This is a genomic window from Streptomyces sp. NPDC052023 (assembly GCF_044548465.1).
Taxonomy (GTDB): Bacteria; Actinomycetota; Actinomycetes; order Streptomycetales; family Streptomycetaceae; genus Streptomyces.
In genome coordinates this window covers 395481-418902 of sequence record NZ_JBIUBW010000004.1, presented here as the reverse complement: position 1 = coordinate 418902, position 23422 = coordinate 395481, and the positions used below count along the sequence as shown (strand labels likewise).

General features: G+C 72.8%; 21 protein-coding genes and 1 pseudogene. 3 read left to right on the top strand and 19 right to left on the bottom strand.

Annotated elements, in window-relative coordinates; genetic code table 11:
* Positions 1-2: 2 nt before the first annotated feature.
* From ACIHCM_RS12275 to ACIHCM_RS12265, 3 genes are read right to left on the bottom strand one after another with little or no spacing between them, the layout of a single operon-like run.
* A complete protein-coding gene (locus ACIHCM_RS12275) occupies positions 3-785 on the bottom strand; it encodes an SDR family NAD(P)-dependent oxidoreductase (RefSeq protein ID WP_399893192.1) in 783 nt (260 codons plus the stop codon).
* Positions 786-844: 59 nt separating this feature from the next.
* Entirely contained in the window at positions 845-1717 is an 873-nt protein-coding gene (locus tag ACIHCM_RS12270; RefSeq protein ID WP_399893189.1) for an NAD(P)H-binding protein, read from the bottom strand.
* Complete coding sequence (locus tag ACIHCM_RS12265; protein ID WP_399893187.1) at positions 1714-2343, bottom strand: ScbR family autoregulator-binding transcription factor; 630 nt, start codon at positions 2341-2343, stop codon at positions 1714-1716. The genes ACIHCM_RS12270 and ACIHCM_RS12265 overlap by 4 nt, the downstream gene beginning before the upstream one ends.
* Before the next feature lie 126 nt (positions 2344-2469).
* On the opposite strand from ACIHCM_RS12265, the gene ACIHCM_RS12260 reads away from it, so the two are divergent.
* Entirely contained in the window at positions 2470-3411 is a 942-nt protein-coding gene (locus tag ACIHCM_RS12260; protein WP_399893183.1) for a ScbA/BarX family gamma-butyrolactone biosynthesis protein, read from the top strand.
* Between the two features lie 78 nt (positions 3412-3489).
* Here ACIHCM_RS12260 and ACIHCM_RS12255 read toward each other — a convergent pair whose 3' ends face one another.
* The 8 genes from ACIHCM_RS12255 to ACIHCM_RS12220 form a co-directional block, all read right to left on the bottom strand.
* Entirely contained in the window at positions 3490-5493 is a 2004-nt protein-coding gene (locus tag ACIHCM_RS12255; RefSeq protein WP_399893405.1) for an SWIM zinc finger family protein, read from the bottom strand.
* Between the two features lie 314 nt (positions 5494-5807).
* On the bottom strand, positions 5808-8627 hold the full coding sequence (locus ACIHCM_RS12250; RefSeq protein WP_399893181.1) for a DEAD/DEAH box helicase: 2820 nt from the start codon (positions 8625-8627) through the stop codon (positions 5808-5810).
* A gap of 99 nt (positions 8628-8726) precedes the next feature.
* Positions 8727-9317 carry a sugar kinase gene (locus tag ACIHCM_RS12245; protein ID WP_399893178.1) on the bottom strand — a complete coding sequence of 197 codons (591 nt, stop codon included), beginning with the start codon at positions 9315-9317 and terminating at the stop codon, positions 8727-8729.
* Positions 9314-10498, bottom strand: a complete 1185-nt coding sequence (locus ACIHCM_RS12240; protein WP_399893173.1) for an ROK family glucokinase — start codon at positions 10496-10498, stop codon at positions 9314-9316. Before ACIHCM_RS12240 ends, ACIHCM_RS12245 begins: the two co-directional genes overlap by 4 nt.
* Positions 10499-10634: 136 nt before the next feature.
* On the bottom strand, positions 10635-11426 hold the full coding sequence (locus tag ACIHCM_RS12235) for an ATP-binding cassette domain-containing protein (protein ID WP_399893170.1): 792 nt from the start codon (positions 11424-11426) through the stop codon (positions 10635-10637).
* Positions 11423-12451, bottom strand: coding sequence for an ABC transporter permease (locus ACIHCM_RS12230; protein ID WP_399893167.1), 1029 nt, complete (start codon positions 12449-12451; stop codon positions 11423-11425). The genes ACIHCM_RS12235 and ACIHCM_RS12230 overlap by 4 nt, the downstream gene beginning before the upstream one ends.
* The gene (locus ACIHCM_RS12225) at positions 12448-13425 is read right to left on the bottom strand and encodes a sugar ABC transporter substrate-binding protein (RefSeq protein WP_399893403.1); all 978 of its coding nucleotides are present in this window, start codon (positions 13423-13425) and stop codon (positions 12448-12450) included. Before ACIHCM_RS12225 ends, ACIHCM_RS12230 begins: the two co-directional genes overlap by 4 nt.
* A 206-nt stretch (positions 13426-13631) precedes the next feature.
* Positions 13632-14369, bottom strand: coding sequence for a GntR family transcriptional regulator (locus ACIHCM_RS12220; protein WP_399893400.1), 738 nt, complete (start codon positions 14367-14369; stop codon positions 13632-13634).
* A 130-nt stretch (positions 14370-14499) separates the two neighbouring features.
* On the opposite strand from ACIHCM_RS12220, the gene ACIHCM_RS12215 reads away from it, so the two are divergent.
* Positions 14500-15522 carry a Gfo/Idh/MocA family oxidoreductase gene (locus ACIHCM_RS12215; protein WP_399893163.1) on the top strand — a complete coding sequence of 341 codons (1023 nt, stop codon included), beginning with the start codon at positions 14500-14502 and terminating at the stop codon, positions 15520-15522.
* 270 nt (positions 15523-15792) lie between these two features.
* On the opposite strand, the pseudogene ACIHCM_RS12210 reads toward ACIHCM_RS12215, so the two are convergent.
* The 5 genes and pseudogenes from ACIHCM_RS12210 to ACIHCM_RS12190 form a co-directional block, all read right to left on the bottom strand.
* Positions 15793-16976: pseudogene (locus tag ACIHCM_RS12210) on the bottom strand (cytochrome P450).
* A 207-nt stretch (positions 16977-17183) separates the two neighbouring features.
* Positions 17184-17717 (bottom strand): hypothetical protein, encoded by a 534-nt coding sequence (locus ACIHCM_RS12205; protein WP_399893160.1) that lies wholly within the window; start codon positions 17715-17717, stop codon positions 17184-17186.
* A gap of 169 nt (positions 17718-17886) precedes the next feature.
* Positions 17887-18558, bottom strand: a complete 672-nt coding sequence (locus ACIHCM_RS12200) for a response regulator (RefSeq protein WP_399893157.1) — start codon at positions 18556-18558, stop codon at positions 17887-17889.
* Positions 18559-18584: 26 nt separating this feature from the next.
* On the bottom strand, positions 18585-19298 hold the full coding sequence (locus tag ACIHCM_RS12195; RefSeq protein ID WP_399893154.1) for an RNA-guided endonuclease TnpB family protein: 714 nt from the start codon (positions 19296-19298) through the stop codon (positions 18585-18587).
* Between the two features lie 234 nt (positions 19299-19532).
* Positions 19533-20804, bottom strand: a complete 1272-nt coding sequence (locus ACIHCM_RS12190) for a sensor histidine kinase (RefSeq protein WP_399893151.1) — start codon at positions 20802-20804, stop codon at positions 19533-19535.
* Between the two features lie 170 nt (positions 20805-20974).
* Between ACIHCM_RS12190 and ACIHCM_RS12185 the strand changes: the two genes are divergently transcribed.
* Complete coding sequence (locus ACIHCM_RS12185) at positions 20975-21178, top strand: hypothetical protein (protein WP_399893149.1); 204 nt, start codon at positions 20975-20977, stop codon at positions 21176-21178.
* A gap of 83 nt (positions 21179-21261) precedes the next feature.
* On the opposite strand, the gene ACIHCM_RS12180 is transcribed toward ACIHCM_RS12185, so the two are convergent.
* The 3 genes from ACIHCM_RS12180 to ACIHCM_RS12170 all read right to left on the bottom strand — a co-directional run bounded on the left by ACIHCM_RS12180 (position 21262) and on the right by ACIHCM_RS12170 (position 23374).
* Entirely contained in the window at positions 21262-21660 is a 399-nt protein-coding gene (locus tag ACIHCM_RS12180; protein WP_399893147.1) for a ribonuclease domain-containing protein, read from the bottom strand.
* Positions 21661-21781: 121 nt separating this feature from the next.
* A complete protein-coding gene (locus ACIHCM_RS12175; RefSeq protein WP_399893144.1) occupies positions 21782-22408 on the bottom strand; it encodes a dihydrofolate reductase family protein in 627 nt (208 codons plus the stop codon).
* Positions 22409-22552: 144 nt separating this feature from the next.
* Entirely contained in the window at positions 22553-23374 is an 822-nt protein-coding gene (locus ACIHCM_RS12170; protein ID WP_399893141.1) for an AIM24 family protein, read from the bottom strand.
* Between the last annotated feature and the right edge of the window lie 48 nt (positions 23375-23422).

Below are 23422 nucleotides of genomic sequence, written 5' to 3'. Positions count from 1 at the left end.
GATCAGACGGCGCTGCATCCGCCGTCGACGGGGACCGCGCCCCCGGTGACGAACGAGGACTGGTCGCTGCACAGCCAGCCGGCGGCCCGGGCCACCTCCAGCGGATCGGCCATCCGCTGGATGACGGCGCGCGCTCCCGCGGCGGACTCCAGATCCGGGATCTTCTTCATCGCCTGCTCGACGAGCTCGGTGCGCGTGGTTCCCACCATCAGGGCGTTGACACGGATACCGTGCGCGCCGTACTCGGCCGCGGCCGCCCGCGTCAGGCCGAGCACGGCGTGCTTGGCGGCCACGTACGGCGCCAGCGCACCGGTCGCGAACGCCCCGGCGATGCTGCACGTGTTGACGATCGAGCCGCCGGTCTCCTGCTTCATCATGGCCGGGATCTGATACTTGAGGCAGTTCCACACACCTCGCACGTTGACGTCCATGATCTGCTCGTACACGGCGTCGTCGGTCTCGTGCAGCGTGGTGCCGACGGTGCCCCAACCGGCGTTGTTGAAGGCGGCGTTCAGACCGCCGAAGGCATCGACGGCCATGGAGACGGCACGTCGCACGTCCTCGGGGCGCGTGACGTCGCCCACGGCCACCCCGGCCCGGCCGCCGTCCTCGGTGATCTCGGCCGCCAGCGCACGCAAGTGCGCCTCGCGCCGCGCCATCACGACCACCGCCGCTCCCTGCGCGGCGAAGAGCCGCGCGGCGGCCCTGCCTATGCCGCTGGACGCACCGGTCACCATGACGGTCTTGCCTCGCAGCAGCCCCTGACTGTCCAGGTCGCCCAGCATTTCGTCTCCCCCACTTGTGTCTTGTCGTCGAATGTGCTGTGGCCAACGGGTACGCGCACTCAGCCGAACGCGGCCGCATGGTCGGCCGCCCAGGCCGCGAAGGTGGTGGGCGGTCGCCGGAGCAACCGGCCGAGGTCGCCCTCGACCTCGGCGGACTCCCCGGCCTGCCGCCGCTGCGCGGCCTCCAGCAGGGCCTCCGCCACGGGGCGGGGCAGGCGCGTGGACCATCGTGCCAGGGCCTGCTCCGGGGTGAGTTCCTCGAACCCCACCGGCCGCCCCAGTACTCGGGCGAGGGTATCGGTCTGCTCCCGTGCCGAGAGCAGCTCCGGGCCCGTCAACGCGTAGGTCATGCCTTCGTGTTCCGGTTCGGTCAGGGCGCGCGCGGCGGCCTCGGCCACGTCGCGGGGGTCGACGCACGCGGTGCGCGCGTCCCCGCCCAGGGCGCGCACGACCGACTCCCGGCGTATCGAGGGGGCCCAGGAAAGGGCGTTCGACATCGGTGTGCGCATCCGCAGCACGGTCCAGGCGAGGCCCGAGGACCGCAGCAGTTGCTCACTCTCGCGGTTCCAGCGGGCGACGAGGTCGTTCGCACGGGCGTCGGCCACCGCCAGCCACGACAGCTTGACCGCCCTGCGCACCCCGGCGGCCCGGGCGGCGTCGAGGATGTGCGCGTCGTCCTGCGGGCGCAACGGGTCGGCCGTGACCACGAAGACGGCCCCGGCTCCGGCGAAGGCCCGCTCCAGGCCGGCTCTGTCCTGGTAGTCGCCGACGACGATCTCACCCCCGATCCCGAGGGCTTCGGCCTTGGCCGTGTCGCGCACCAGGGACCGCACCGGTCCCCGCCCCGCCAGCACGCGGGCCACGTGCCGGCCCACGGCACCGGTGGCGCCCGTCACCACCACGGCGGGGGCGCCGCGGTCGCCGGCGTTCACTGCGTCCTCCCCCTCGCCGCGCCCAGTTCGACACGTTTCGCGGCGCTCGGCACGGCCACGGCGGGCAACAGGAACCGCCAGATCTCCTCCACCCGCGCGGGCAGGTCCAGGTGATCGCTTTCGAGACGGGCGTGCATCTGGGCACCTGTGCACGCGTTGACGATGAGCCTGGCGAGCCCTTCCTCGTCCACTCCCGCGCGCAATTCACGTCTGTTGCGCGCCACTTCGAAGTCCTCCATGAGCACCTTCGTCCACTGCTGGTGGGAGTTCTCGCTCCGCTCCAGGAAGAGTTCCTGGTCCATGACCAGGCGCGCTCCGGCGAGCAGGACGGGATTGTCGCGCAGTTGGTACGCCCACGTGAGCGTCAGGTCGATGGCGTGCTGGAGCCCTTCCGACTCCAACGGGGGCACCACGAGGTCGGGCTGGGTGGCGACGATCTCGCGCGCCAGCATCTCCTTGGACCTGAAGTGGAAGTACATGGCCCCGAGCGTCAGTCCTGCCCGCTCGGCGATCTGCGTGACGGTCGCCCCGGCGAAGCCGGACTCCGCGAAGACCTCCGCGGCCGCTCGTATCAGGGCCGCACGTGTGCGGACCGCTCTCTCCTGCTTGACAGCCCGGACACCCATGCGCAGCCTCGTTACGCCTCGACAAAAAGAAAACTCTTCTTTATTTTATGCACGCGGATCCAAGGATCCCGCAAGAGTTCAGCATGTCACCTGTCCAGCACGTCGTTCTCGGGGGAGCGAAGACGTATGGCTACCGACACCACCGGCCGGTCCGGCCTGGGCACCCGTATACCCGAAGGTTCCACCGGGTCGCTGGTACGCAAGGCGGTACGGACCGAGGCCCTGATCACCTCATGGGACGGGATCTCCGGCGAGGCGCAGACAGTCACCGCGCACTGGCCGGCCCGCCACCCCTTCTACGTGCAGAGCGGGCGCTACTCCCCGCTCCTCGTCACGGAGACCATCCGCCAGGCACTCGCGTTGCTGACCCACACACAGCACGACATCCCGCTGGACCACCGGCTCGGCTGGGAGCGCCTGCGCTGCGACATCGAACCCGGAGGCCTGAAGGCGGGGCACGAGCCCGCGTCGATCGAACTGCTCATCACCTGCACCGGGGTGACGAGGCGCCGGCTCGGCTCCGTCCACCTGTCCGCGCGGGTCGAGGCGCTGCGCGACGGCGTCCGGCTGGCCACCGCCGACGTGCGGTACACCACCCATCCGCCGATGATCTACGACCGGCTGCGCGGCGCCTACTCCGACGCGGGCGAGGCCTTCGCCCGGGCACTGCCGCTCACCGCGCCGGTACCGCCGCTGCGCGTCGGCCGCACGGCGGAGAAGGACGTCGTCCTGACGCCGACCGGGACCGCCCACACCTGGACGCTCCGGCTCGACACCCGCCACACCGTGCTCTTCGACCACCCGCACGACCATGTCCCGGGCATGGTGCTCCTGGAGGCGGCCGGTCAGGCAGCACTGGCCGAGGCCATGCCACGTGCCTCCGTCGCCGTCTGCTTCGACACGACCTTCCTGCGCTACGTCGAGTTCGACCAGCCCTGCCTGATCACGGCGGAGCCCGCGGAACCCGACGAGCGGGGACGGACCCGCGTCAAGGTCACCGCCCGTCAGGCGGGCCGTCCGGCGTTCACCTCGACAGTGACCACGGAACCGGTCCCGCTCTCCCGGTGACCGCCACGGGCCCCTGGTCCGCGAGGACATGGCCGGCCTGTCCTGCGGCCCGGGGCCCCTGACGGCGGAGCCCGATACTCAGAGTCCGTCCGCACCGCCGAGACCCGTGAGGGCGCCGACAGGATCGGGGTCCGGGGTGCCTCGGGGCCACCAGTCGTCCTGGCCGGGTTCGGACTCGTAGGCGTACCACAGGGCGTCGCGGCCCAGGCGGAGCTGGACATGGCCGCCCGGGTGGGTGAGGCGGTTGCGCCAGGGGCGGAAGGCGGGCAGGTCCGCGGCGAGGAGGAGGGGGCGGGCGCGGTCGAAGCGGCCGGCCGGAGGATCCCACGGTTCTTCCAGGGCGGCGAGGCCGTCCAGGCCGCCCTGCCGCCAGGCCGCGACCGCCCGCGCCAGCTCCGCCGGCGTACGGCCCACGGCGGAGGCGAGCGAGGAGTACAGGGCGCGCGTGCCCGCGGTGAGGCCGGAGCCGGGGCGTGCCGCCGCGAGCCGTACCGCGTCCTGCCACAGCGTCAGCTCCGCCACCGGGTCACGGCCGGTGACGAGCAACGCGTGGGCGCGGGCGGCGGCGTCCGTGGCCAGCTGGTCCAGCGCGAACGGGTCGGGGCCCCCCGGGGCCGCCGGGTACACCGGGGGCTGCTCGGGGTGCGCCGGAGCGGGCAACGGGCTCGGCAGCGGCGGGAGTTCACGTCGTGCCATGACCTCGGTCGCGCGGACGCCCGGCAGCGGGGCCGGTTCCTTCTCCTGGGCGGCACGGGCCGCACGGGTGGCGTTGCGGCGGGAGAGGGCGTCGAGCAACTCGCGTTCGCCCCGGCCGCGGAGCAGAAACAGCACGAAGGGGTCGGCGTCGAGCAGGCGTGCGGTCTGGTAGCAGAGAGCGGCGGCGTGCTTGCAGGGGTGGCCGCGGTCGGGACAGCTGCAGCGCGGGTCGAGATCGCCGGGGCCGGGGAGCAACGGCACGTCGCCGTCGGCCAGCGACTGCGGCATCTCCTTGTCGAGCAGCGCGGCGATATGCCCCGGCCGGTCGGCGGCGGCGTCCAGGAACCGCTCCCAGTCCGCGTCGTCCAGCGTCCGCAGCCGCACCTGCACCCGGTACGGCCGGGGGCGGCTGCCACGGACGTAGGCGAGGACGAGGCCGGGGGTCACCGTGATCGCGTCCACGTGGCCCTGCTGGGCGTAACCACGGCCGCGCGCCAGCCGCTTGACGTCCAGCGCGCCCCGCTCCAGGGCGGTGATCCAGGCGTTGCCCCACCAGGTCTCGGCGAATGCCGCGTCGTCGTCCGAGGGGCGGGGCGCGAACGCGGGGAAGGTGCGGCGCAGGTCACCGTCGCGGTGAGGGGATGCCATGGAACGGGGCACGCGCGGGGGCGTGGCGGCGGGGGTGGGCTCCGGGGACGGACCGGGAGGTGGCGCGGATCTTGCTGCCGCGGCCGTCCATGCGGCCGTGGGTCCCGGATCGACCGGGGCGGCGGGCGCATCCGCCGGTCCCGGCGTCCCGAAGGTGTTCGCGAACAACTCGCCCAGCGCACGCGGGCGTCGTGACCGATCCGCCGAACCGCGAGGCGTGCCCGGGCCCGTTGGCGTCGGGCGGGGCGCGGGCTCGACGCCCGTGGCTCCGGCGTCCTCCCGCGCCTGCTGCGCCTTTCGCCGGCTCCGGGCGGCCCGCAGCGCGTCCCGCGCGACGTCCGCGGGACGGGTGGCGGCGGGCGCCGTGGCCGGGGCCTCCGCGTCAGGGACCTCGCCGGAGGGTCCGGCGCCGGCAGCGGCGTGGGCGTCGGAATCGGCGGCGGCGTCGCCGTCAGCGGCGGCAGTGGCGTGGGCATCGGAATCGGCGGCGGCGTCGGCGTCGGAATCGGCGGCGGCGGCAGCGGCGGAGTCGGCGTGCTGCGAACTCCTGGGGACGGGGCGCGGTGCGGCACCCGATGCCCCTGCCGCGGGAGCGCCGCCGGCCTCCGACGGCCCACCTGCGCCCGACGCCTCTGCCGCGCCGGCTCCGCCGGCCTTCGGGGCCGGCCCCTCCCCCGGCGCCTCGACCGCCCCGGCCTCCTCGGCACTCCCCCGCCGCTGCGCCACCGCCTGCCTCAACGCGGCCCGAGCGGCGTCGCCCGGCCGGGACGCGCGGCTCGCGGGGCTGCCCGGTCCGGGGCCGGGAGCGGCGGCTTGCGGCTGCCGGTCCCCTGGCAGGCTCCGCTCGTCCAGGGCATCGCCCTGATCCTTCGTCCCGCTCCCCTGCCCCCGAGCCGCCCACAACGCCCGGCGCGCCACATCAGCCGGCCGCGCCTGAGCGGCCTCTTCGGCCGGCTCCGCCAAGTCGTCAGGACGTTCGCCCTCGCCCGGCACCCGTCCCTCGCCGGTCGGTTCACCGTCACCCCACGCCCGGGACCGCCCCCGCTCCCCCGTCATGACTCCCTCCGCAGTGACACGAGGTCGGACAGCTCACGGTCCGTCAGTTCCGTGAGCGCCGCCTCGCCGGAGCCGAGGATCGCGTCGGCCAGGGCGCGCTTGGACTCCAGCATCTCGGCGATGCGGTCCTCCACCGTGCCCTCGGTGACGAGGCGGTGGACCTGCACGGGCTGGGTCTGCCCGATGCGGTAGGCGCGGTCGGTGGCCTGTTCCTCGACCGCCGGGTTCCACCACCGGTCGAAGTGGACGACGTGGCCCGCCCGGGTGAGGTTCAGGCCGGTGCCGGCGGCCTTGAGGGACAGGACCAGGACCGGCGTGGTGCCGTCCTGGAAGCGGTCCACCATGCGCTCGCGCTCCGGCACCGGTGTGCCGCCGTGCAGCAGGTCCACCGGTACGGCCCGCGCGCTCAGGTGGGCGGTGATCAGCCGGGCCATGCCGACGTACTGCGTGAAGACCAGCGCCGAGCCGTCCTCCGCGAGCAGCGTGTCCAGCAGCTCGTCAAGCAGGGCGAGTTTGCCGGAGCGGGCGGCGAGGCGGTCGCCGCCGTAGGGGCCGTGCTCCTCCTTCAGGTACAGCGCGGGGTGGTCGCAGATCTGCTTCAGCGAGGTCAGCAGCTTCAGCACCAGGCCACGGCGCGCGATGCCCTCCGCCGTCTCGATCGCCAGCAGCGACTCGCGCACCACCGCCTCGTACAGCGCGCCCTGCTCCCGGGTGAGCGGCACCGGGTGGTCGGTCTCCGTCTTGGGCGGCAGTTCGGGGACGATGCCCGGGTCGGACTTCTTGCGGCGCAGCAGGAACGGGCGGACCAGGCGGGCGAGCCGGGCCACCGCCTCCTCGTCCTCGCCGTTCTCCACGGCACGCGCGTGCCGGGCGCGGAAGGACTTCAGCGGGCCGAGCAGACCGGGCGTCGTCCAGTCCAGCAGCGCCCACAGCTCGGAGAGGTTGTTCTCGACCGGGGTGCCGGTCAGGGCGACGCGCGCGGGCGTGGGGATCGTGCGCAGGGCCTTCGCCGTCGCCGAGTACGGGTTCTTGACGTGCTGCGCCTCGTCGGCGACGACCATGCCCCACTTCTGCTGGGCGAGCGTCGCCGCCGCCGCGCGCATGGTGCCGTACGTGGTGAGGACGAAGCCGCCGTCGAGGCCTGTCAGCGTGCGTTCCGTACCGTGGTGGCGGCGGACCGGGACGCCGGGGGCGAACCGCTCGATCTCACGTTGCCAGTTGCCCAGCAGGGAGGCCGGGCAGACCACCAGGGTGGGCTCCGCGCGGGCCCGCTTGAGGTGGAGGGCGATGACGGTGACGGTCTTGCCGAGGCCCATGTCGTCGGCGAGGCAGCCGCCGAGGCCGAGGGAGGTCATCAGGTCGAGCCAGGCCAGGCCCCGGAGTTGGTAGTCGCGGAGGGTGGCGCGCAGGCCCTCGGGCGGTTCGGCGGGCCGTACTCCCGCGGTGAGGCGGTCCCGCAGGGCGGCGAGCGCGCCGGCCGGCACCGCCTCGACCTGCTCGCCGTCGACCTCCGCGGTGCCGGTGAGCGCGACGGACAGGGCGTCCACCGGGTCGAGCAGGCCCAGTTCGCGTTTGCGGGCCTTGCGCACGAGTGCAGGGTCGACCAGGACCCACTGGTCCCGCAGCCGTACGACGGGGCGGTGGGCCTCGGCGAGCGCGTCCATCTCGGTCTCGCTGAGCGGCTCCCCGCCGAGCGCCAGCTGCCAGCGGAACTGGAGCAGCTCCTCGCTCTCGAAGAAGCCGGTGCCGTCGGTCGCCGAGCCCGGAGCCGGCCGTACCACCGCGGCCGCCGTCAGGTCGCGCGCGAGGTCGCGGGGCCAGTGCACGGCGACGCCCGCCGCGGCCAGCCGTGCGGCCGCCGCGCCCAGCAGGTCGCCGAGCTCGGGCTCGGACAGGGCGAGCACGTCGGGCACGTCCTGCTCGGCGAGCCGGTCCAGCGGCGTCCAGACGCGCGCCGCGCGCCGGACCGCCAGCGCGGCGTCCACCCGCGCGCGGGGACCGAACTCGGCGTCCGTGTCCCCCGCCCAGAGCGCCGCCGCGTCCACGACGAGCGTCGGGTCGGCGAGGCTGTGCACCTGCACGATCGCCGCGCCCGCCCGGCGCATCCGGTCGCCGTCGTCCCCCGTCTCGAACAGGTCGTACGCCGCCAGGTCCAGGCGCAGCGAGATCCGTACACCCGCGTCCATCCCGGCGGCGACCTCCGCGGCCCACTCGTGGGCGGCGGGCAGGCGCTGCGGCGGCAGGGCCGCGAAGGGCTTGCCGCAGGCGTGGGCGGCGGCGGGGGTGCGCGGCAGCGTGTCCGCGACCGCGTCCAGGAAGGCCCGCATCAGCGCCTCCCGCTCGGGCAGCAGAAGCGGTCCCGGGCCGGGAATCGGCACGGCGTGCCCTTCGTGGGGCAGGGCGGCGGCCACCGCGCGCAGGTGGGCGATGTCGTCGGGGTCGAGGGGTCCGGCCCGCCAGGCGTCGTGCCCGGTGGGCGTCAGGCCGGGCAGCAGGCGGCCACGGGCGGCGAGCCGCAGCGCGTGCAGGGCCGCCGCGCCCCAGCAGGCCGTGGCGGGGTGGGCGGCCGGGTCGTGCCGGGCGCGGACGAGTGACGGCAGTGCCTCGCCGACCGGCAGGGTCAGCGCCTGCGTCTCCTTGCGGCGGACACCGGCCCCATGGGGCCGTACGACGGTCAGCTGTGTGGAGGTGAGGCCTGGCACGGCCGCCGTGCCCCGGTCGTCCGGGTCCCAGAAGGCCACGCGTCCCTCACGGGGAACCGGCGCGGGAAGGAAGACGGCGGCCAGCCGGACCGGCACGGACCCGGGTTCACCCATACGTCCTGCCACCTCCCGCCCGCAGATCGGATCACTTGTCTTCGACTCTACGGGCGGGGTCTGACAATCGGCTCCGGCCGACGGGCGGCACCGGACCGGTCACGGAGTCAGCCGCGAGACGACGTAGACCATCGGGTACGTCGGGTTGCCGGTGTTCACCACGACGTCCTGAGTCGGCTTCGGGTTCTTCCGCTGGCGGACCAGGCCCCAGTTCGCGCCGGGGCGGGCGCCCGTGCCCGAGAACGTCCAGCCCGTGACGTGCCGGTCGCGCGCCCCGATGGTGATGTCGCCCTCGACCAGCTCGCTCCGCTCGGCGCCCACCTGCTCGAGGAAGGCGTCCAGCCCGGCGTGGGTGGTCTGGAACTGCACGTAGAGCCGGCTGGTCTTCCAGTTGTTGGTCTCGTACCAGGCGACCTTGTTGGCCGGATGCGGTATCGGCACCTGGTACAGCCTCCGCTGCACCTTCGAGGGCCAGCCCTCGGTCAGTCCCCGCGCCGAGTACTTCTCCTCCTTGTCCTTGCCGCTGGCGCGGCTCTGGTTGGCGGAGATCACCAGATAGCCGGCCGGGATGCCGATGAGCAGCACGATGATGAGCAGGGTCAGTGCCCGGCGGCGGATCACATGGCGGCGGTCCTCGGCCGGCGGCGGCGCGTCGGCGGGGGCGGTCTGCTGCGGCAGCCGGTTCGTCATGGCGCCTCCTGGCCTCGGCGGGCCTGCGCGTACCGCTCGTAGCGTTCGTACCGCTCCACCCTGCGCCGTTTGGCGCGCCGGAAGCGGCGGGCGACCAGGCGGGCGAGGTCGGCGGCGCCGACCATACCTGCCTCGGGGCCGAGCTGGGCGCGCACGATGCGGGCCTCGGGACGGTAGCCGCGGCCGGTGAGGTGCCGCCTGAAGGCGTCCCGGGCGGGGCCGATGAGCAGGTCGTCGGCGGCCGAGACCCCGCCGCCGATCACGAAGCAGGACGGGTCGAGGGCGGCGGCCAGGTTCGCGATGCCGACGCCGAGCCACTGGCCGATGTCCTGGAGCAGCTCGATGCACATCGCGTCGCCCTCGCGGGCCAGCTCGGTGATCATCGGGCCGGTGATGTCGCCGATGCTGCCCTTGACGTGCTCGATGATCCCGTACGCCACCGGGGAGTCGGCCGCGGCCAGCTCGCGCGCCTCGCGCACCAGCGCGTTGCCCGAGCTGTACTGCTCCCAGCAGCCGCGGTTGCCGCACGGGCAACGGTGGCCGCCGGGCACGACCTGCATATGGCCGAACTCACCGGCGACGCCGAACTTGCCCCGCTTGACCTGGCCGTCCTCCAGGATCGCGCCGCCGATGCCGGTGCCGAGCGTGATCATGACGAGGTGGTCCTCGCCGCGGCCGGCGCCGAAGCGCCACTCGGCCCAGGCGGCGGTGTTGGCGTCGTTGTCCACCAGGACCGGGACGGCGAGGCGGCCGGCGATGCGGTCGCGCAGCGGCTCGTTGCGCCAGGACAGGTGGGGGGCGAACAGCACGCGGTTGCGGTCGGCGTCGACCCAGCCGGCCGCGCCGATGCCGACGGCGTGCACGTCGTGCCGGTCGGACAGGTCCAGGACCAGCTCGACGATGGTGTCCTCGACGACCTTGGGGCTCTTGGACTTGTCCGGCGTCTCCGTGCGGAGCTTCTCCAGGATGTTGCCGTCGGCGTCCACGACACCCGCCATCACCTTGGTACCGCCGATGTCGATGCCGACGGTGGGCACACGGGGTGCCGTCAGGTGGGAACGGCGCTCCCGGGTGCCCACGGTGCGCAGTGCTGTCGCGCGCCGTGAGCCGATCGGGGCGCCGCCGGTCACCCGGGCGTTGCTCAGGGCCTTGGGGAAGGCGAGGTCGCGGTAGGTGCTCATCGACGCCGATTCTGCCTCACCGTGACTCTGGGTGCGGTAAGGGGATCGTGGGGGCTCCGGGTTGTCTGCCGGGTGCGGCTCCGTTGTGGGTTCTCGCGCCCACGCGGCGGAGCCGCATATTGACACAGCCCCGCCGCTACCGGCGCTGCAGCTCGTGACGTAGATCATCCAGGTCGTTTCCGCCTGCCATCTGCCTTGTCAGCTCGTCCAGGGTGATCGAGTCCCTGGTGTGGCTGCCCGCCATCGCGCCGCGCTTCAGGAGCACGAAACGGTCGCCCACCATGTACGCGTGATGCGGGTTGTGGGTGATCAACACAACACCCAGACCCTGGTCCCGTGCCGCCGCCACATACTTCAGGACGACCCCGGACTGCTTCACACCGAGCGCCGCCGTCGGCTCGTCCAGCACGAGGACCTTGGCTCCGAAGTGGACGGCCCGCGCGATCGCCACGCACTGGCGCTCGCCGCCGGAGAGGGTGCCGATGGGCTGGTCGACGTCGCGCAGGTCGATGCCCATGCGCAGCAGTTCGGAGTGGGTGGTGCGGCGCATGAGGTCGACGTCCATGCGCTTGAGGGGACCGGCGCCCTTGCGGGGTTCGGAGCCGAGGAAGAAGTTGCGCCAGACCGGCATCAGCGGGACGACGGCCAGGTCCTGGTAGACGGTGGCGATGCCGCGGTCCAGGGCCTCGCGCGGGGAGCCGAGGCGGGTCTCCTCGCCGTCGACGCGCAGGGTGCCGCCGTCGTGCTGGTGCAGCCCGGCGATGATCTTGATCAGGGTGGACTTGCCGGCGCCGTTGTCGCCGAGCACACAGGTGATCTCCCCCGCGTGCACCTCCAGGGAGACGCCTTCGAGGGCGCGGACGTTGCCGTAGTTCTTGCTGACGCCGGACAGCTCCACGAGTGCCGTACGTCCCACCGCCCGCGTCACTTGGCCGCCTCCGCGCGCTTGCGGACCCAGGCGTTGAGCAGGGTCGCGAGGAGCAGCATCGCTCCGAGGAAGAACTTGAACCAGTCGGGGTTCCACTCGGCGAACACGATGCCCTTGCTGGTCATGCCGAAGATGAACGCGCCGACCGCCGAGCCGACCGCGCTGCCGTAGCCGCCGGTGATCAGGCAGCCGCCGATGACGGCGGCGATGATGTAGATCAGCTCATTGCCGACGCCCTCGCCGGACTGGACGACGTCGTAACTGAAGAGCAGGTGCTGGCCGGAGATCCAGGCGCCGAACGCGACCCCCATGTAGAGGCCGATCTTGGTCCGGGCCACGGGCACGCCGACCGCGCGGGCCGCGTCCTCGTTGCCGCCGACGGCGAAGATCCAGTTGCCGGCGCGGGTGCGCAGCAGGATCCAGCTGGCGAGGGCGACCAGCGCGAACCACCACAGGATCGTGATCTTGACGTTGACGCCACCGAGGGTCAGCGTGGAGGCGAAGACGTCGTGCGCGCCGGGGAAGCCCTCCATGTCGGCGATGGTCTTGGTGGAGACCGTGCCGGAGATCAGCTTGGTGAAGCCGAGGTTCATGCCGGTCAGCATCAGGAAGGTGCCGAGCGTGATGATGAAGCTCGGCAGCTTGGTGCGGGTGAGCATGAAGCCGTTGAAGGCGCCGACGGCGAGGGTGGCGAGCAGCGAGACGCCGACGCCGACCCAGACGTTCGCCGTCATCTGGAAGCTGAACATCGACGAGATCAGCGCGGACGACGTCACCATGACGCCCGCGGACAGGTCGAACTCGCCGCCGATCATCAGCAGCGCGACCGGGACCGCCATGATGCCGATGGTCGAGGACGCGTAGAGGACCGTGCTCAGGCTCGACGCCTTCAGGAAGCTGTCGGCGGCCAGGGCGAAGAACAGGAAGACGGCGGCGGCGCCGACGACGGAGCCCAGTTCCGGGCGGCTGAGCAGCTTCCGCAGCGGAGAGCTGTGCAGAATCCTTTCGTCAGTGATCGCGGTCATCGGGTGCCCCGCTCCGTGTACTCCGCCAGGGCGCCCGCCTGGTCCTTGGTGATGATCTGCGGGCCGGTGAGCACCGGCTTGCCGCCACCGAGGACATCGGCGTTGTACTTGTACAGCCACAGCAGGTCGACCGCCTCGTAACCCTGGAGGTACGGCTGCTGGTCGACGGCGAAGCCGAGGGTGCCGCCCTTCAGTCCGGCGGCCACCTTGGCGTTCAGGTCGAAGGTGTCGATCTCGGCGTCGCTGCCGGCGCCCTGCTTGGCCTTGACGGCGGTGTCGGCGTACGGCGCGCCGAGGGTGACGACGGCGTCGACCGAACGGTCCGACTGCAGCTTGGCCTCGATGGCGGACTGCACGTCGGGCATGCTGGTGCCGGTGACGTAGAGGTTCTGCACGGTGCCGTCGAAGGTCTCCTTCAGGCCGGCGCAGCGCTGTTCGTGGCCGACGTTGCCCTGCTCGTGCAGGATGCAGAGCGCCTTCTTCCGGCCGCGCTTGTTCAGCTCCTCGCCGACCGCCTGGCCGGCGATGGTCTCGTCCTGCCCGATGTGGGTCAGCGCGCCGAACTCCTTGGACTGCGCCGAGCCCGAGTTCACGGTGACCACGGGGATGCCCGCCTTGACGGCACGGGCGACGGCGGCCTTCATCGCGTCCGGCTTGGCGAGGGTGACGATGATTCCGTCGACCTTCTTGTCGACGGCCGCGTCCACGAGCTGCGCCTGCTGCTGGGCCTCGTCGTCGTGGGAGTAGAGGAAGTTGATGTTGTCCTTGACCGCGGCCTGCTCGGCGCCGCTCTGGACGATGTCCCAGAAGGTGTCGCCGTCACCCGAGTGGGTGATCATGGCGAAGGTCCAGCGTGGCGTGTCGACCGCGGCCTTCCCCTGCGCGGCCGCGGCCTTGCGGGCGTCCTCGGCGCGTTTGCCGCCGGTGCTGCTGCACCCCGCGAGCGACGCGCAGAGCGTCCCTGCCACCGCGATGCCTACCCAGGTGCGAAACCCGGTCCCAAACCGTGCCACGAGGCCGTGCCCTTCTCGCTGTGTTCTTCGGTACGCGGGGCCGGTCGTCCCACCGGCCCAAACGCCCCAGTATCGAACACGGGGATGACCCGCCCCACGGCCGGGGACCACGACGCGGTCGCATTGTCCGGACATTGCGACGAACGACGTGCTGGGCGGCCTGCCCGTCAGGGTCGTACGAGCAGCTGGAACTCGAAGGAGTAGCGGGTCGGGCGATAGGTGTGCGTGCCGTACTCGACCGCGCGGCCGGTGTCGTCGAACGTCGTGCGCTGCATGGTCAGCAGCGGCGCTCCCTCGCTCTCGCCGAGCCGCTCGGCCTCGGCGGCGGTGGCGGCCCTGGCGCCGATGGACTGGCGGGCACTGTGCAAGGTGATCCCGGCCGACCGCATCAGCCGGTACAGGCCGGTCGCCTCCAACTGCCCCGTGTCCAGCTCGATCAGGCCGCTGGGCAGGTAGTTGCACAGGTACGCCATCGGCTCCCCGTGCGCCAGCCGCAGCCGTTCGACGCGGTGGACGTCGCTGTCCTCCGCGACACCGAGGGCGGCCGCCACCTCCGCGGACGCCGGAACGACCGTGTTGACCAGGACCTTCGTGGCGGGACGCTGCCCGGCCGCCTCCAGGTCGTCGTAGAGGCTGCTCAGCTCCAGCGGGCGCTTGACCTGGCTGTGCACGACCTGGGTGCCGACGCCACGGCGGCGCACCAGCAGTCCCTTGTCGACCAGGGACTGGATGGCCTGGCGGACCGTGGGCCGGGACAGACCCAGCCGCGCGGCGAGCTCGATCTCGTTGCCCAGCAGGCTGCCGGGCGTGAGCGTGCCCTGCTCGATGGCGGCTTCGAGCTGCTGGGACAGCTGGAAGTACAGCGGCACGGGCGAGCTGCGGTCCACGCTCAGGTCGAGCTTCACGGTCGGGTCCACGTCTGGTTTCGGCACGGGCCTGAGCGTAGCTCCGTGACGGGTTGACGGGAAGTTGTGTAGTCCGATTGTCCGGACATAAGCATTGACAGTGCGGTGGATGCGGCTCCACTTTGTTTTCATGCGCATCGGGGTCATCGGGACGGGCCGCATCGGCACCATTCATGCGAACACGCTCAGCCGCCACCGTGACGTGGGCTCCCTGATCCTCACGGACGCGGATCCCGCGCGGGCTCAGGAGCTGGCACACCGGCTCGGGGAGACCGCCGCGCCCGGCGTGGACGAGATCTTCCGCTGGGGCGTGGACGCGGTGGTGATCACGACGGCGACCGCCGCCCACGCCGATCTGATCGGGCGGGCCGCACGCTCGGGACTCCCGGTGTTCTGCGAGAAGCCGATCGCCCTCGACCTGCCCGGCTCGCTGCACGCGATCGCCGAGGTCGAGACGGCCGGGACGGTCCTGCAGATGGGCTTTCAGCGCCGCTTCGACGCCGGCTACGGCGGCGCCCGCGAGGCGGTGCGCTCCGGGCGGCTCGGCCGGCTGCACACGGTACGCGCGATGACCTCCGACCAGGCGCCGCCGCCGGTGTCGTATCTGCCGCTGTCCGGCGGGCTGTACCGGGACACGCTCATCCACGACTTCGACGTACTGCGCTGGGTGACCGGGCGCGAGGTGACGGAGGTGTACGCCGCCGGGTCCGACGCCGGTCCGCCGATGTTCCGCGAGGCCGGGGACGTCGACACCGCGGCGGTGGTCCTCACCCTCGACGACGCCACCCTGGCGACGGCGACCGCGACGCGGCTGAACGGCGCCGGCTACGACGTGCGCATGGAGCTGGCCGGGGAGCTGGACCAGGTCGTGGTGGGCCTGGACGACCGTACGCCGATCGCGTCCACCGAGCCGACCGGGCCCCCGGCCGCGAGCAAGCCGTGGACCACCTTCCTGGAGCGCTTCGGGCCCGCCTACGAGGCCGAACTGAACGCCTTCATCGAGGTGGTGCGCGGCGAGCGGGCGAATCCGTGCGACGGCCGCGAGGCATTGCAGGCGCTGCGGATCGCCGAGGCCTGCGCCCTGTCACGCCAGGAGCACAGACCCGTGCGGCTCGGGGAGGTGCCGGGGGGTCAGGAGCCGGTTCTGCGGTAGCGGCGGGGCCTGCCCGGCGGATCAGCCGCGGACACCGGCGGTGCCTGCCGCCGGCAGGCTCCAGGAGTGCCGTCGCGGACTGCCGGTACTCCATGGCGCGGCGGGCGACCGGTACCCCCGCGCCTCCCCGACGCGACAGGCGCCCCGCCGGCCGGCACCGGCCGGGCGCGGGTGACACGGGCGCAGACAAGGCGCCGGCCGGGATGACGGGGGCAGGCGACGCGGGGGCGCGGCGACCTGGGTGCCGGCGCCTGCTCGGGCCGCCCGGCGTCACCAGCGCACCGGGAGGCTTCGCATGCCGCGCATCAGCATGCCCGGCAGGTGAGGGCCGGGCGGCCCGTCCAGCGCGAGGCCGGGGGCGCGCTCCAGCAGCGTGCGCAGTGCCGTGCGGGCCTCCAGGCGGGCCAGGGGCGCACCCAGGCAGTAGTGGATGCCGTGCCCGAAGGCGAGGTGGGTGCGGGGGTCGCGGCGGATGTCGAAGCGGTGCGGCTCCGTGAAACGGGCCTCGTCGTGGCCCGCCGCCGCGAGCCCGACCAGCACCGCCTCGCCTCTCTCGACGGTCGCGCCCGCGACTGCATCGGCTCGGCGGCGAACCGGTACGTCGCCGTCTCCACCGGCCCCTCGTAGCGCAGCATCTCCTCGATCGCGCCGTCGAGCAGGCCCATGTCGGCCCGCAGGGCGGCCAGTTGTGCGGGGTGGGTGAGCAGGGCGTGGACCCCGTTGGTGAGGAGGTTGACGGTCGTCTCGTGGCCGGCGACGAGCAGGAGGTACGCCATGCCGCGCAGTTCCGTCGGGGAGAGCCGGTCGCCGTCCTCGGCGGTGGTGCGGATCAGTGCGCTGAGCAGGTCGTCGGCCGGCCCGGCGCAGCGCTTGTCCTCGATGAGCTCGGTGAGGTACTCCCCGAGGCGCACCACGGCCTCGTACTCGCGGTCGCCGTCGGTGGGGGCGACCACCTCCGTCGACATCGCGCGAAACGCGGCCCGGTCCAGCTCGGGCACCCCCAGCAGCTCGCAGATGACGGTGATCGGCAGCGGGTACGAGAAGGACTCCACCAGGTCGGCACGGCCGTGCGGGAGCATCGCGTCCAGCAGGTCGTCGGTGATCTGCTGGACCCTGGGGCGCAGCGCCGCCACCCGGCGGGCCGTGAACGCGCGCGTGACCAGCCCGCGCAGCCGCGAGTGCTGAGGCGGGTCGGCGGCCAGCAGGTGCTTGCCGATCAGCTCCTCGTCGAGGAAGGTCACCCCGAGCTCGGTGGCGTCCTTGGACAACCGCGGGTCGGCGAGCGCGGCGCGCGCCTCCTCGTACCCCACCACGAGCCAGGCCTCGCGGTGGGACTCCGGCCGCGGCAGGCGGACCCTGTGCACCGGGCCGCGTGCCCGCAGCCGCGCGTACACAGGGCGCGGGTCCGCCAGGAACTCCGCGCCGAACTCCCCGAGATCGACCACGTCCGTCATGTCGCTCGCCTCCCGTCACCACCACAACGCACGGCACAGCCGAAGGGTGCCCGACCCGGCTCCGCCGGACCGGTCAGCTGCTCCCGGCCCCGGGCACAGCATCTGCCGGCCCGCGGGAGCCTGCCCTCCGCGAGGTAGTCGTCCACGGCGTCATGTGTGCAGGCGCCTCAAGAGCGGCTTCCTGCAGCCCCTTTGGCGCGGGCGGTGTCACAGGCCGCGGGCGTCGGCGAGGCCGGCGGCCTCCGCGACCATCCGGACCGGGACGTGGCCGGAGCCGAAGGCGTCGTTGAAGCCCGGCACGGAGTCGACGTCGTCGCCGAAACGGCGCCGTACGGCGTCCAGCAGCACGGCGAGGGCGCCGCTCTCCAGGACCCGGTCGCCGCGTGCCTCGATCCGGACGGCTCCCTGCATGCAACGGGCGCCTTCGGCGTCGACCAGGGCGCCGCCGCACCAGCCGTCGGAGAGCAGCCGCTGATGGGCGCGCTGCAGCAGCGCCGCGACCGGCGTCACGTACGGATTCGCGGGGCCGGTACCGAACGGGACGGTGACGACCTCCGCAAGGTCGACCGGCTCGGTGTGCAGATGCGCGGCCCGGACCTCGTAGGCGACGGCCGCCTCGTCCAGCCGTACGGTCATCGCCGCGTCGATGAGCGCGAGGCGGTCTTCGAGGGACAGCTCCGCCGGGGGTGCTGCCCTCTCGGCCGGCCGCGGGCGGGCGGGGGCGTGGACGGAACGGTTCATCGTGAACTGCGGCTCGTCTCTCGATCGTCGGCAGGACGGCCGGCGGCCGCCACCCAGACGAGGGGTTCCCGGATGGGCGCGAGCGGCATCCCCCCGAACGGGTGGTTCGGCCCCGCTGCCCGGGAGGTGCCGGACGACTGACGGCAGACCGCAGACCGCAGACGGCCCTCTAATGCCTGTCCCCGTCGAGCAGCCCCGCGTCGTACACCAGCAAGGCGATCTGCACGCGGTTGTTGAGGTCGAGCTTGGCGAGGATGCGGGAGACGTGGGTCTTGACGGTGGCCACGCTCATGAACAGCTCCGTGGCGATCTCGGCGTTGGCGAGGCCCCGGCCGACCGTTACGGCCACCTCGCGTTCGCGGTCGTTCAGGGCGGCCATGCGCTCCCGCGCGCGGGCGCGCCGGGTGTCGGCGGCGGTACCGGCCGCGTGCTCCATCAACTGGCGGGTGACCGTGGGCGACAGCACGGGGTCACCGGCGGCGACCCGGCGCACGGCGTCGACGATCTCGCCCGGCGGGGTGTCCTTGAGGACGAATCCGGCGGCACCCGCGCGCAGCGCCCGCAACACCTGATCGTCGGCGTGGAAGGTGGTCAGGAGCACGACCTGCGGGGCGTCCGGGCGGGCGCGCAGCCGCTCGGTGGCGGTGAGGCCGTCGACCGCGGGCATCCGGATGTCCATCAGGACGACGTCCGGCCGCGTGCGGTCGACGAGCGCCTCGACCTCCCCGCCGTCGGCGGCCTCGCCGACGATCCGGATGTCCTCGGCGCCGCCCATCATGAAGGACAGCCCGGCCCGCACCAGCGGGTCGTCGTCGACGAGAAGCACTCTGATCGCAGTCATGGTCCTCACTTGACGTGCTCCCTGGCCTAAAGTCCAGGGATTCCGGCCTGGGTCGTCTGCCCCTTCCGGGGGCTTCCTGCTTCACCGCGCTGTGCGGGCACGGGTGCCCGTCTTACCGGCGCTCCACAGGCGTCTAGCGTCTCCGCCCGTCCGGCGGCGACGATTCGGCGTCCTTCGAAGAGGACGTTGCGGGCTGCGTTGCGTTCGCGGTCGTGCACGGTGCCACATTCGCCGCACGTCCACTCCCGGACGTGCAAGGGCTTGGGACCGTCCCGGAATCCGCAGGCCGAGCAGACCTGAGAGGACGGGAAAGCGCGGTCCACCTTGGCGAAGGTGCGGCCGTGCAGAGCCGCCTTGTACTCCAGCATGCCGACGAACGCGGACCATCCCGCGTCGTGCACGGACTTGGCGAGCCGGGTGCGGCCGAGGCCGGACGCCGCGAGGTCTTCCACGTACACCGCTTGGTTGTCGCGGATGATCTGCGTGGATGCCTTATGGTGCCAGTCCCGACGCCGGTCGGCCACCTTGGCGTGCTGGCGTGCGACCTTGATGCGGGCCTTGGCCCGGTTCTTCGATCCCTTGGCCTTACGGGACAGCTCCCGCTGAAGACGCCTGAGTTTCTTCTCCGCCCGGCGCAGGAAGCGATCCCGGTAATCACGGTCGTGCCGACCAGCCGCCAGCCCGGTGCCACCGATGTCGGCCCGCGGCCGTACCCCGCACCGGTCGCGCAGCCGGCGCATCACCCACCCGTACCACGGGGCCGGTGGCGAAGCCCAGGTACGGTCCCTGGCCGGGAGGCAGGGGCGGCGGGGCGCCGTTCGGTGGCCACTGGGGCTGGTACGGATGTGGTCCCCCGGCACTCACTGTGCTGTTCCCTCCCGGCACCTGCGCCGTGGACGGCCGCACCGGCACCGGCCGGTCGCCGTCCCCGAGTCGACTGCCATGTGCCGGCAGCGACATGGGAGGATACGTGATCACTCACCGGACGGGCGCCCCCACGGCAGCCAGGCCCGCACCTCGAAGCCCCCGTCGGCCAGCTCGCCGTGCTCCAGCCGTCCCCCGGCCAGAGTGGCGCGCTCGGTCAGTCCGATCAGGCCCTGCCCGGAGCCCGGGACGTGCGGTACGTCCCCCTCGGGGGCGGGGTTGCGGATGTGGACGGTGAGGCCCTCGCCGGGCGCGCCGGTCACGGACACCGTGACCTCGGCGCCGGGGGCGTGCTTGCGGGCGTTGGTCAGGCCCTCCTGGGCGATGCGGTAGGCGGTGCGGCCGGCCGAGGCCGGGACGGCCTCCGGGTCGGCGACCCGCAGGTCGAGCGTGACCTTGCCGCCGGCCTCTCGGGACTCGGCGACAAGCGTGTCGAGGGCGGCCAGCGTCGGCTGGGGACGGCCGGTGTCGTCGGCCTCACCGGCCCGCAGGACGCCGATGATCTCCCGCAGGTCCTGCAGGGCCTCGTGCGCGCTCTCCCGGATCACCCCGGCCGCGCGCGCGACCTCCTCGCGGGGCGCGTCCGGCCGGAACTCCAGGGCTCCGGCGTGCACGCTCAGCAGGGTCAGCCGGTGGGCGAGCACGTCGTGCATCTCCCGGGCGATCGCCTCACGGGCGAGGCGCTGTGCCTGCTCGGCGCGCAGGACGGCCTCCGTCTCGGCCCGCCGGGCGCGGTCGCGCAGGCTGAGCATCAGCTGCCGTTTGGACCGCACCAGCAGGCCCCAGCCGATGACGCAGACGCTGAGGAGCACGGTGAACGCGACGGCCACCAGGTAGGGCATCTCGGGTTCGGGGCGCAACCAGAAGAAGAGCGGGACCAGCGCGAGGGAGACACCGCCGATCCAGGCCACGTAGCGGAAGGGCCGGTGCACGGCGAGGGTGAAGAAGGCGACCAGGCCGGCGCCGCCCGCGGTGTTGGAGACGAAGCCCACCGGGATCATCGCGATCGCGAGCCCGACCGGCCGGCGACGGCGCAGCCACACCGCGGCGCAGGACAGGGCGCCGAGCCACTGGTCGACGACCAGGAGCGCGTGCGGGGTGTTCTGCGGCGTCATGGAGTCCGCCGCGAGCAGGCCGACGACGACGGCCAGGAAGAAGCAGGAGAAGTCGACGAGCCAGTCGCGCGCGGTACGCCGCGGTCGGCGCCCTCGCAGCCCCGCGTCCGGGTCGAGCGCGTGGATCAGGGCGGAGGGGAACAGCCACCGGCGTCCCGCGAACGCCGGCGCCGGCTGCGCCCTCCTGTCACCTTTCACGGTCGACAAATCTACGCAGGGCCCGGCCCCGCCACCTCCCCGCGCGCGGGATCGCCGACCAAAGTCGTGGCACCGGCTACTTTCGGCGCGGTGGCGCGGTGGAGATCGCAGACTTCGGCAGGCCGGGCCTCACCCCGTGGCCGATGCGTGTGGGGGTGCGCGGGGCGAGAGTCATGACCATGAAGCAGTTGCTGGAGTTCCTCGGACTGATCGCCCTCGTCCAGGGCGGCATGGGTCTGGTGCACGAGTTCACCGACTGGCACATCGGGCTGGTGCAGCGGGTCGGTTTCCTCGACGGGCACGAGATCTACGCGAGCGTCGCCCTGGTCGTGCTGGCCCTGGCACTGTTCGCCGCCGCCGAGATCCGCAAGCCCGCCGGCTGAGACGTGCCGCAGGGGATGTGCCTGGCCCCGCGGCAGATGTGTGGGGGGGTCCGCGGGGCCAGGGTGTGCGAGGAGGACGGCCCTCAGCAGCCGTAGTCGACCAGGTCGAACGACGCGTAGTGGTCGGCCGTGTAGTAGTCCTCCTCGTGCTCCTCGCCGGTGACGATGCGGCGGGCTCCGCGGTCGTCACTGCCGGGGGTCTCGACGGTGTACTCGTGGTAGTAGCCGGTCGGCTGGCCGGGGAGGATGCCCTCGCGGTTCTGGAAGGTCGTCCCGTCCTGCGGATAGGGGTAGGGGCCGCCCTGTTCGATGAGGTCCAGGGTCGCGTGCGCCTGCGCCGGCAGGTCGCCGTGGCAGATGCTGCCGACCGCGGTGGGGGCGGCGCCCGCGGGGGCGGCGGAGACCGTGCCGCCGACGAGGAGGGCGGACAGCAGGGCGGCTGCGGCGCCGATACGGGTGGCGTGTCGTGGGGGGAAGTTCATGAATCCATGATGACGCGCGTAGATGTTGGCATGTCAATGTCAAAAGTGTGGAGTTTGCCGTCAAGTCCTGTGCTTTTTCGCGGAGTTGGCAAGGTGAATTCCATGAGGTGATTCCGTCCGGTCAGGCGTTCCCGGGCAGGTCGTACGAGCCGTACTCGGGGCTCCCGGCCAGGTCGTACGACTGGATGGAGACCCCGGTCGAGGTGATCACGCCGCCGGTGTGCCGGAAGGCGGTCGGGGCGGTGCCCTCGGCGAACAGGCGACGGCCGGCGCCGAGCACGACCGGGAACGTCAGCAGGTGCACGGTGTCGATGAGGCCGAGGCCGAGCAGGGACCGGGCGAGGGCGCCGCTGCCGTGCACCTGGAGCTCGCCCTCGGTCTTCTCCTTCAGTGCGGTGACCTCCTCGGCGAGGTCTCCGCGCAGGACCGTGGTGCCGGACCACCCGGGGTTCGTGAGGGAGGCGGAGGCGACATACTTCGGCAGGCCGTTCAGCCGGGAGGCGACCGGGTTGCCGGGGTCGGTCACCTTCGGCCAGTACGAGGCGAAGATCTCGTACGTGCGGCGGCCGAGGAGGAACGCGCCGACGCGCCGGAAGACCTCGTCGACGAACCTGCCGAAGTCGTCGTCGCCGTACGGCACGGTCCAGCCGCCCTGCGCGAATCCGTCACTGGTGTCCTCCTGCGGGCCGCCGGGGGCCTGGTGGACGCCGTCGAGGCTGACGAAGCCGGTGAGAACGAGCTTGCTCATGAGGGCGCCTTCTTTCCCTGAAAGTCCCTGGACGGGGTCCGCTGTCGTCAGGGCAGACCCCACAGGCACCCGCCACTCATCGGTGACCCGCGCGGAAGTCACCCGGCCCGCCTTGCGACGGCTACCGGCGCGCCTCCCACCGGCTCACCCGGCGTGTGTCGAGAACAGGCCTCCCGCCGGGCCCTGCTTGTCGCCGCCCTGGGCCTTCTTCAGGGCGTTCGCCAGGCCCTCGATGGTCATGGACTGGAGGATGACGCTGCCGTTTCCCTCCAGCGTGGCCAGGGACAGGCCCTCGCCGCCGAACACGGCGTTCATCAGCCCCTGGCGGTTCAGGCCGCCGACGCGCTGGACGCCGTACTCGATGCCCTCCTCGAAGGCCACCACGCAGCCGGTGTCGACCTCGATGCGGCCGCCGAAGTCGGCCGGGTTGAGGTCGATGAAGTTGCCGGCGCCCGCGACGACCACCGTGCCCCGGCCGGTGAACTTCTCCAGGACGAAGCCCTCACCGCCCTTCATGCCCGTCCGGCCCCCCTGGAAGGCGATGCCGAACTCGACGGTGGACTCGGCGGCCACGAAGGCGTCCTTCTCCGCGAACCACGCGCGCGTGCCGTCGAGTTCCAGGGCGCGCATCTCGCCCGGCAGGACGCCCGCGAAGCCGACGGTGCCCTCGCCGCCCTGCGCGGTGAAGTACTGGAACGCCGGCGACTCGCCCGCCAGTGCCCGCTGGCCGACCTGCATGGCCGTCCCCAATCCCTGGCGCAGCAGACCGCCCATGCCGGCCGCCGCCGCGCCGGTGCCGCCCGGTGCCGCGCCGCCGCCCGACGGGCCCGACAGCCTGGTCTCCATGGTCACGTTCGCCGTCTTGAACAGGAACTTTCCCGCCTCGCAGTACACGGTCCGGCCCGGGTCCAGGCTGACGACCGCCATCTGCATGGCGTTGCCGACGATCTCTAGCCGAAGTGTCACGTGGGAAGAACGCGAGAGGTGGCGCCGGGAGTTCCGGGCGTGCCACCT

Excerpts from the sequence above, each read along its gene's own strand:
- ACIHCM_RS12265 (WP_399893187.1), bottom strand. The coding sequence starts at position 2,343 with ATGGGTGTCCGGGCTGTCAAGCAGGAGAGAGCGGTCCGCACACGTGCG.
- ACIHCM_RS12215 (WP_399893163.1), top strand. The coding sequence starts at position 14,500 with ATGCGCATCGGGGTCATCGGGACGGGCCGCATCGGCACCATTCATGCG.
- ACIHCM_RS12260 (WP_399893183.1), top strand. The coding sequence starts at position 2,470 with ATGGCTACCGACACCACCGGCCGGTCCGGCCTGGGCACCCGTATACCC.
- ACIHCM_RS12205 (WP_399893160.1), bottom strand. The coding sequence starts at position 17,717 with ATGAACCGTTCCGTCCACGCCCCCGCCCGCCCGCGGCCGGCCGAGAGG.
- ACIHCM_RS12175 (WP_399893144.1), bottom strand. The coding sequence starts at position 22,408 with ATGAGCAAGCTCGTTCTCACCGGCTTCGTCAGCCTCGACGGCGTCCAC.
- ACIHCM_RS12240 (WP_399893173.1), bottom strand. The coding sequence starts at position 10,498 with ATGAGCACCTACCGCGACCTCGCCTTCCCCAAGGCCCTGAGCAACGCC.
- ACIHCM_RS12230 (WP_399893167.1), bottom strand. The coding sequence starts at position 12,451 with ATGACCGCGATCACTGACGAAAGGATTCTGCACAGCTCTCCGCTGCGG.
- ACIHCM_RS12275 (WP_399893192.1), bottom strand. The coding sequence starts at position 785 with ATGCTGGGCGACCTGGACAGTCAGGGGCTGCTGCGAGGCAAGACCGTC.
- ACIHCM_RS12245 (WP_399893178.1), bottom strand. The coding sequence starts at position 9,317 with ATGACGAACCGGCTGCCGCAGCAGACCGCCCCCGCCGACGCGCCGCCG.
- ACIHCM_RS12180 (WP_399893147.1), bottom strand. The coding sequence starts at position 21,660 with ATGAACTTCCCCCCACGACACGCCACCCGTATCGGCGCCGCAGCCGCC.
- ACIHCM_RS12185 (WP_399893149.1), top strand. The coding sequence starts at position 20,975 with ATGAAGCAGTTGCTGGAGTTCCTCGGACTGATCGCCCTCGTCCAGGGC.
- ACIHCM_RS12200 (WP_399893157.1), bottom strand. The coding sequence starts at position 18,558 with ATGACTGCGATCAGAGTGCTTCTCGTCGACGACGACCCGCTGGTGCGG.
- ACIHCM_RS12195 (WP_399893154.1), bottom strand. The coding sequence starts at position 19,298 with ATGCGCCGGCTGCGCGACCGGTGCGGGGTACGGCCGCGGGCCGACATC.
- ACIHCM_RS12250 (WP_399893181.1), bottom strand. The coding sequence starts at position 8,627 with ATGGGTGAACCCGGGTCCGTGCCGGTCCGGCTGGCCGCCGTCTTCCTT.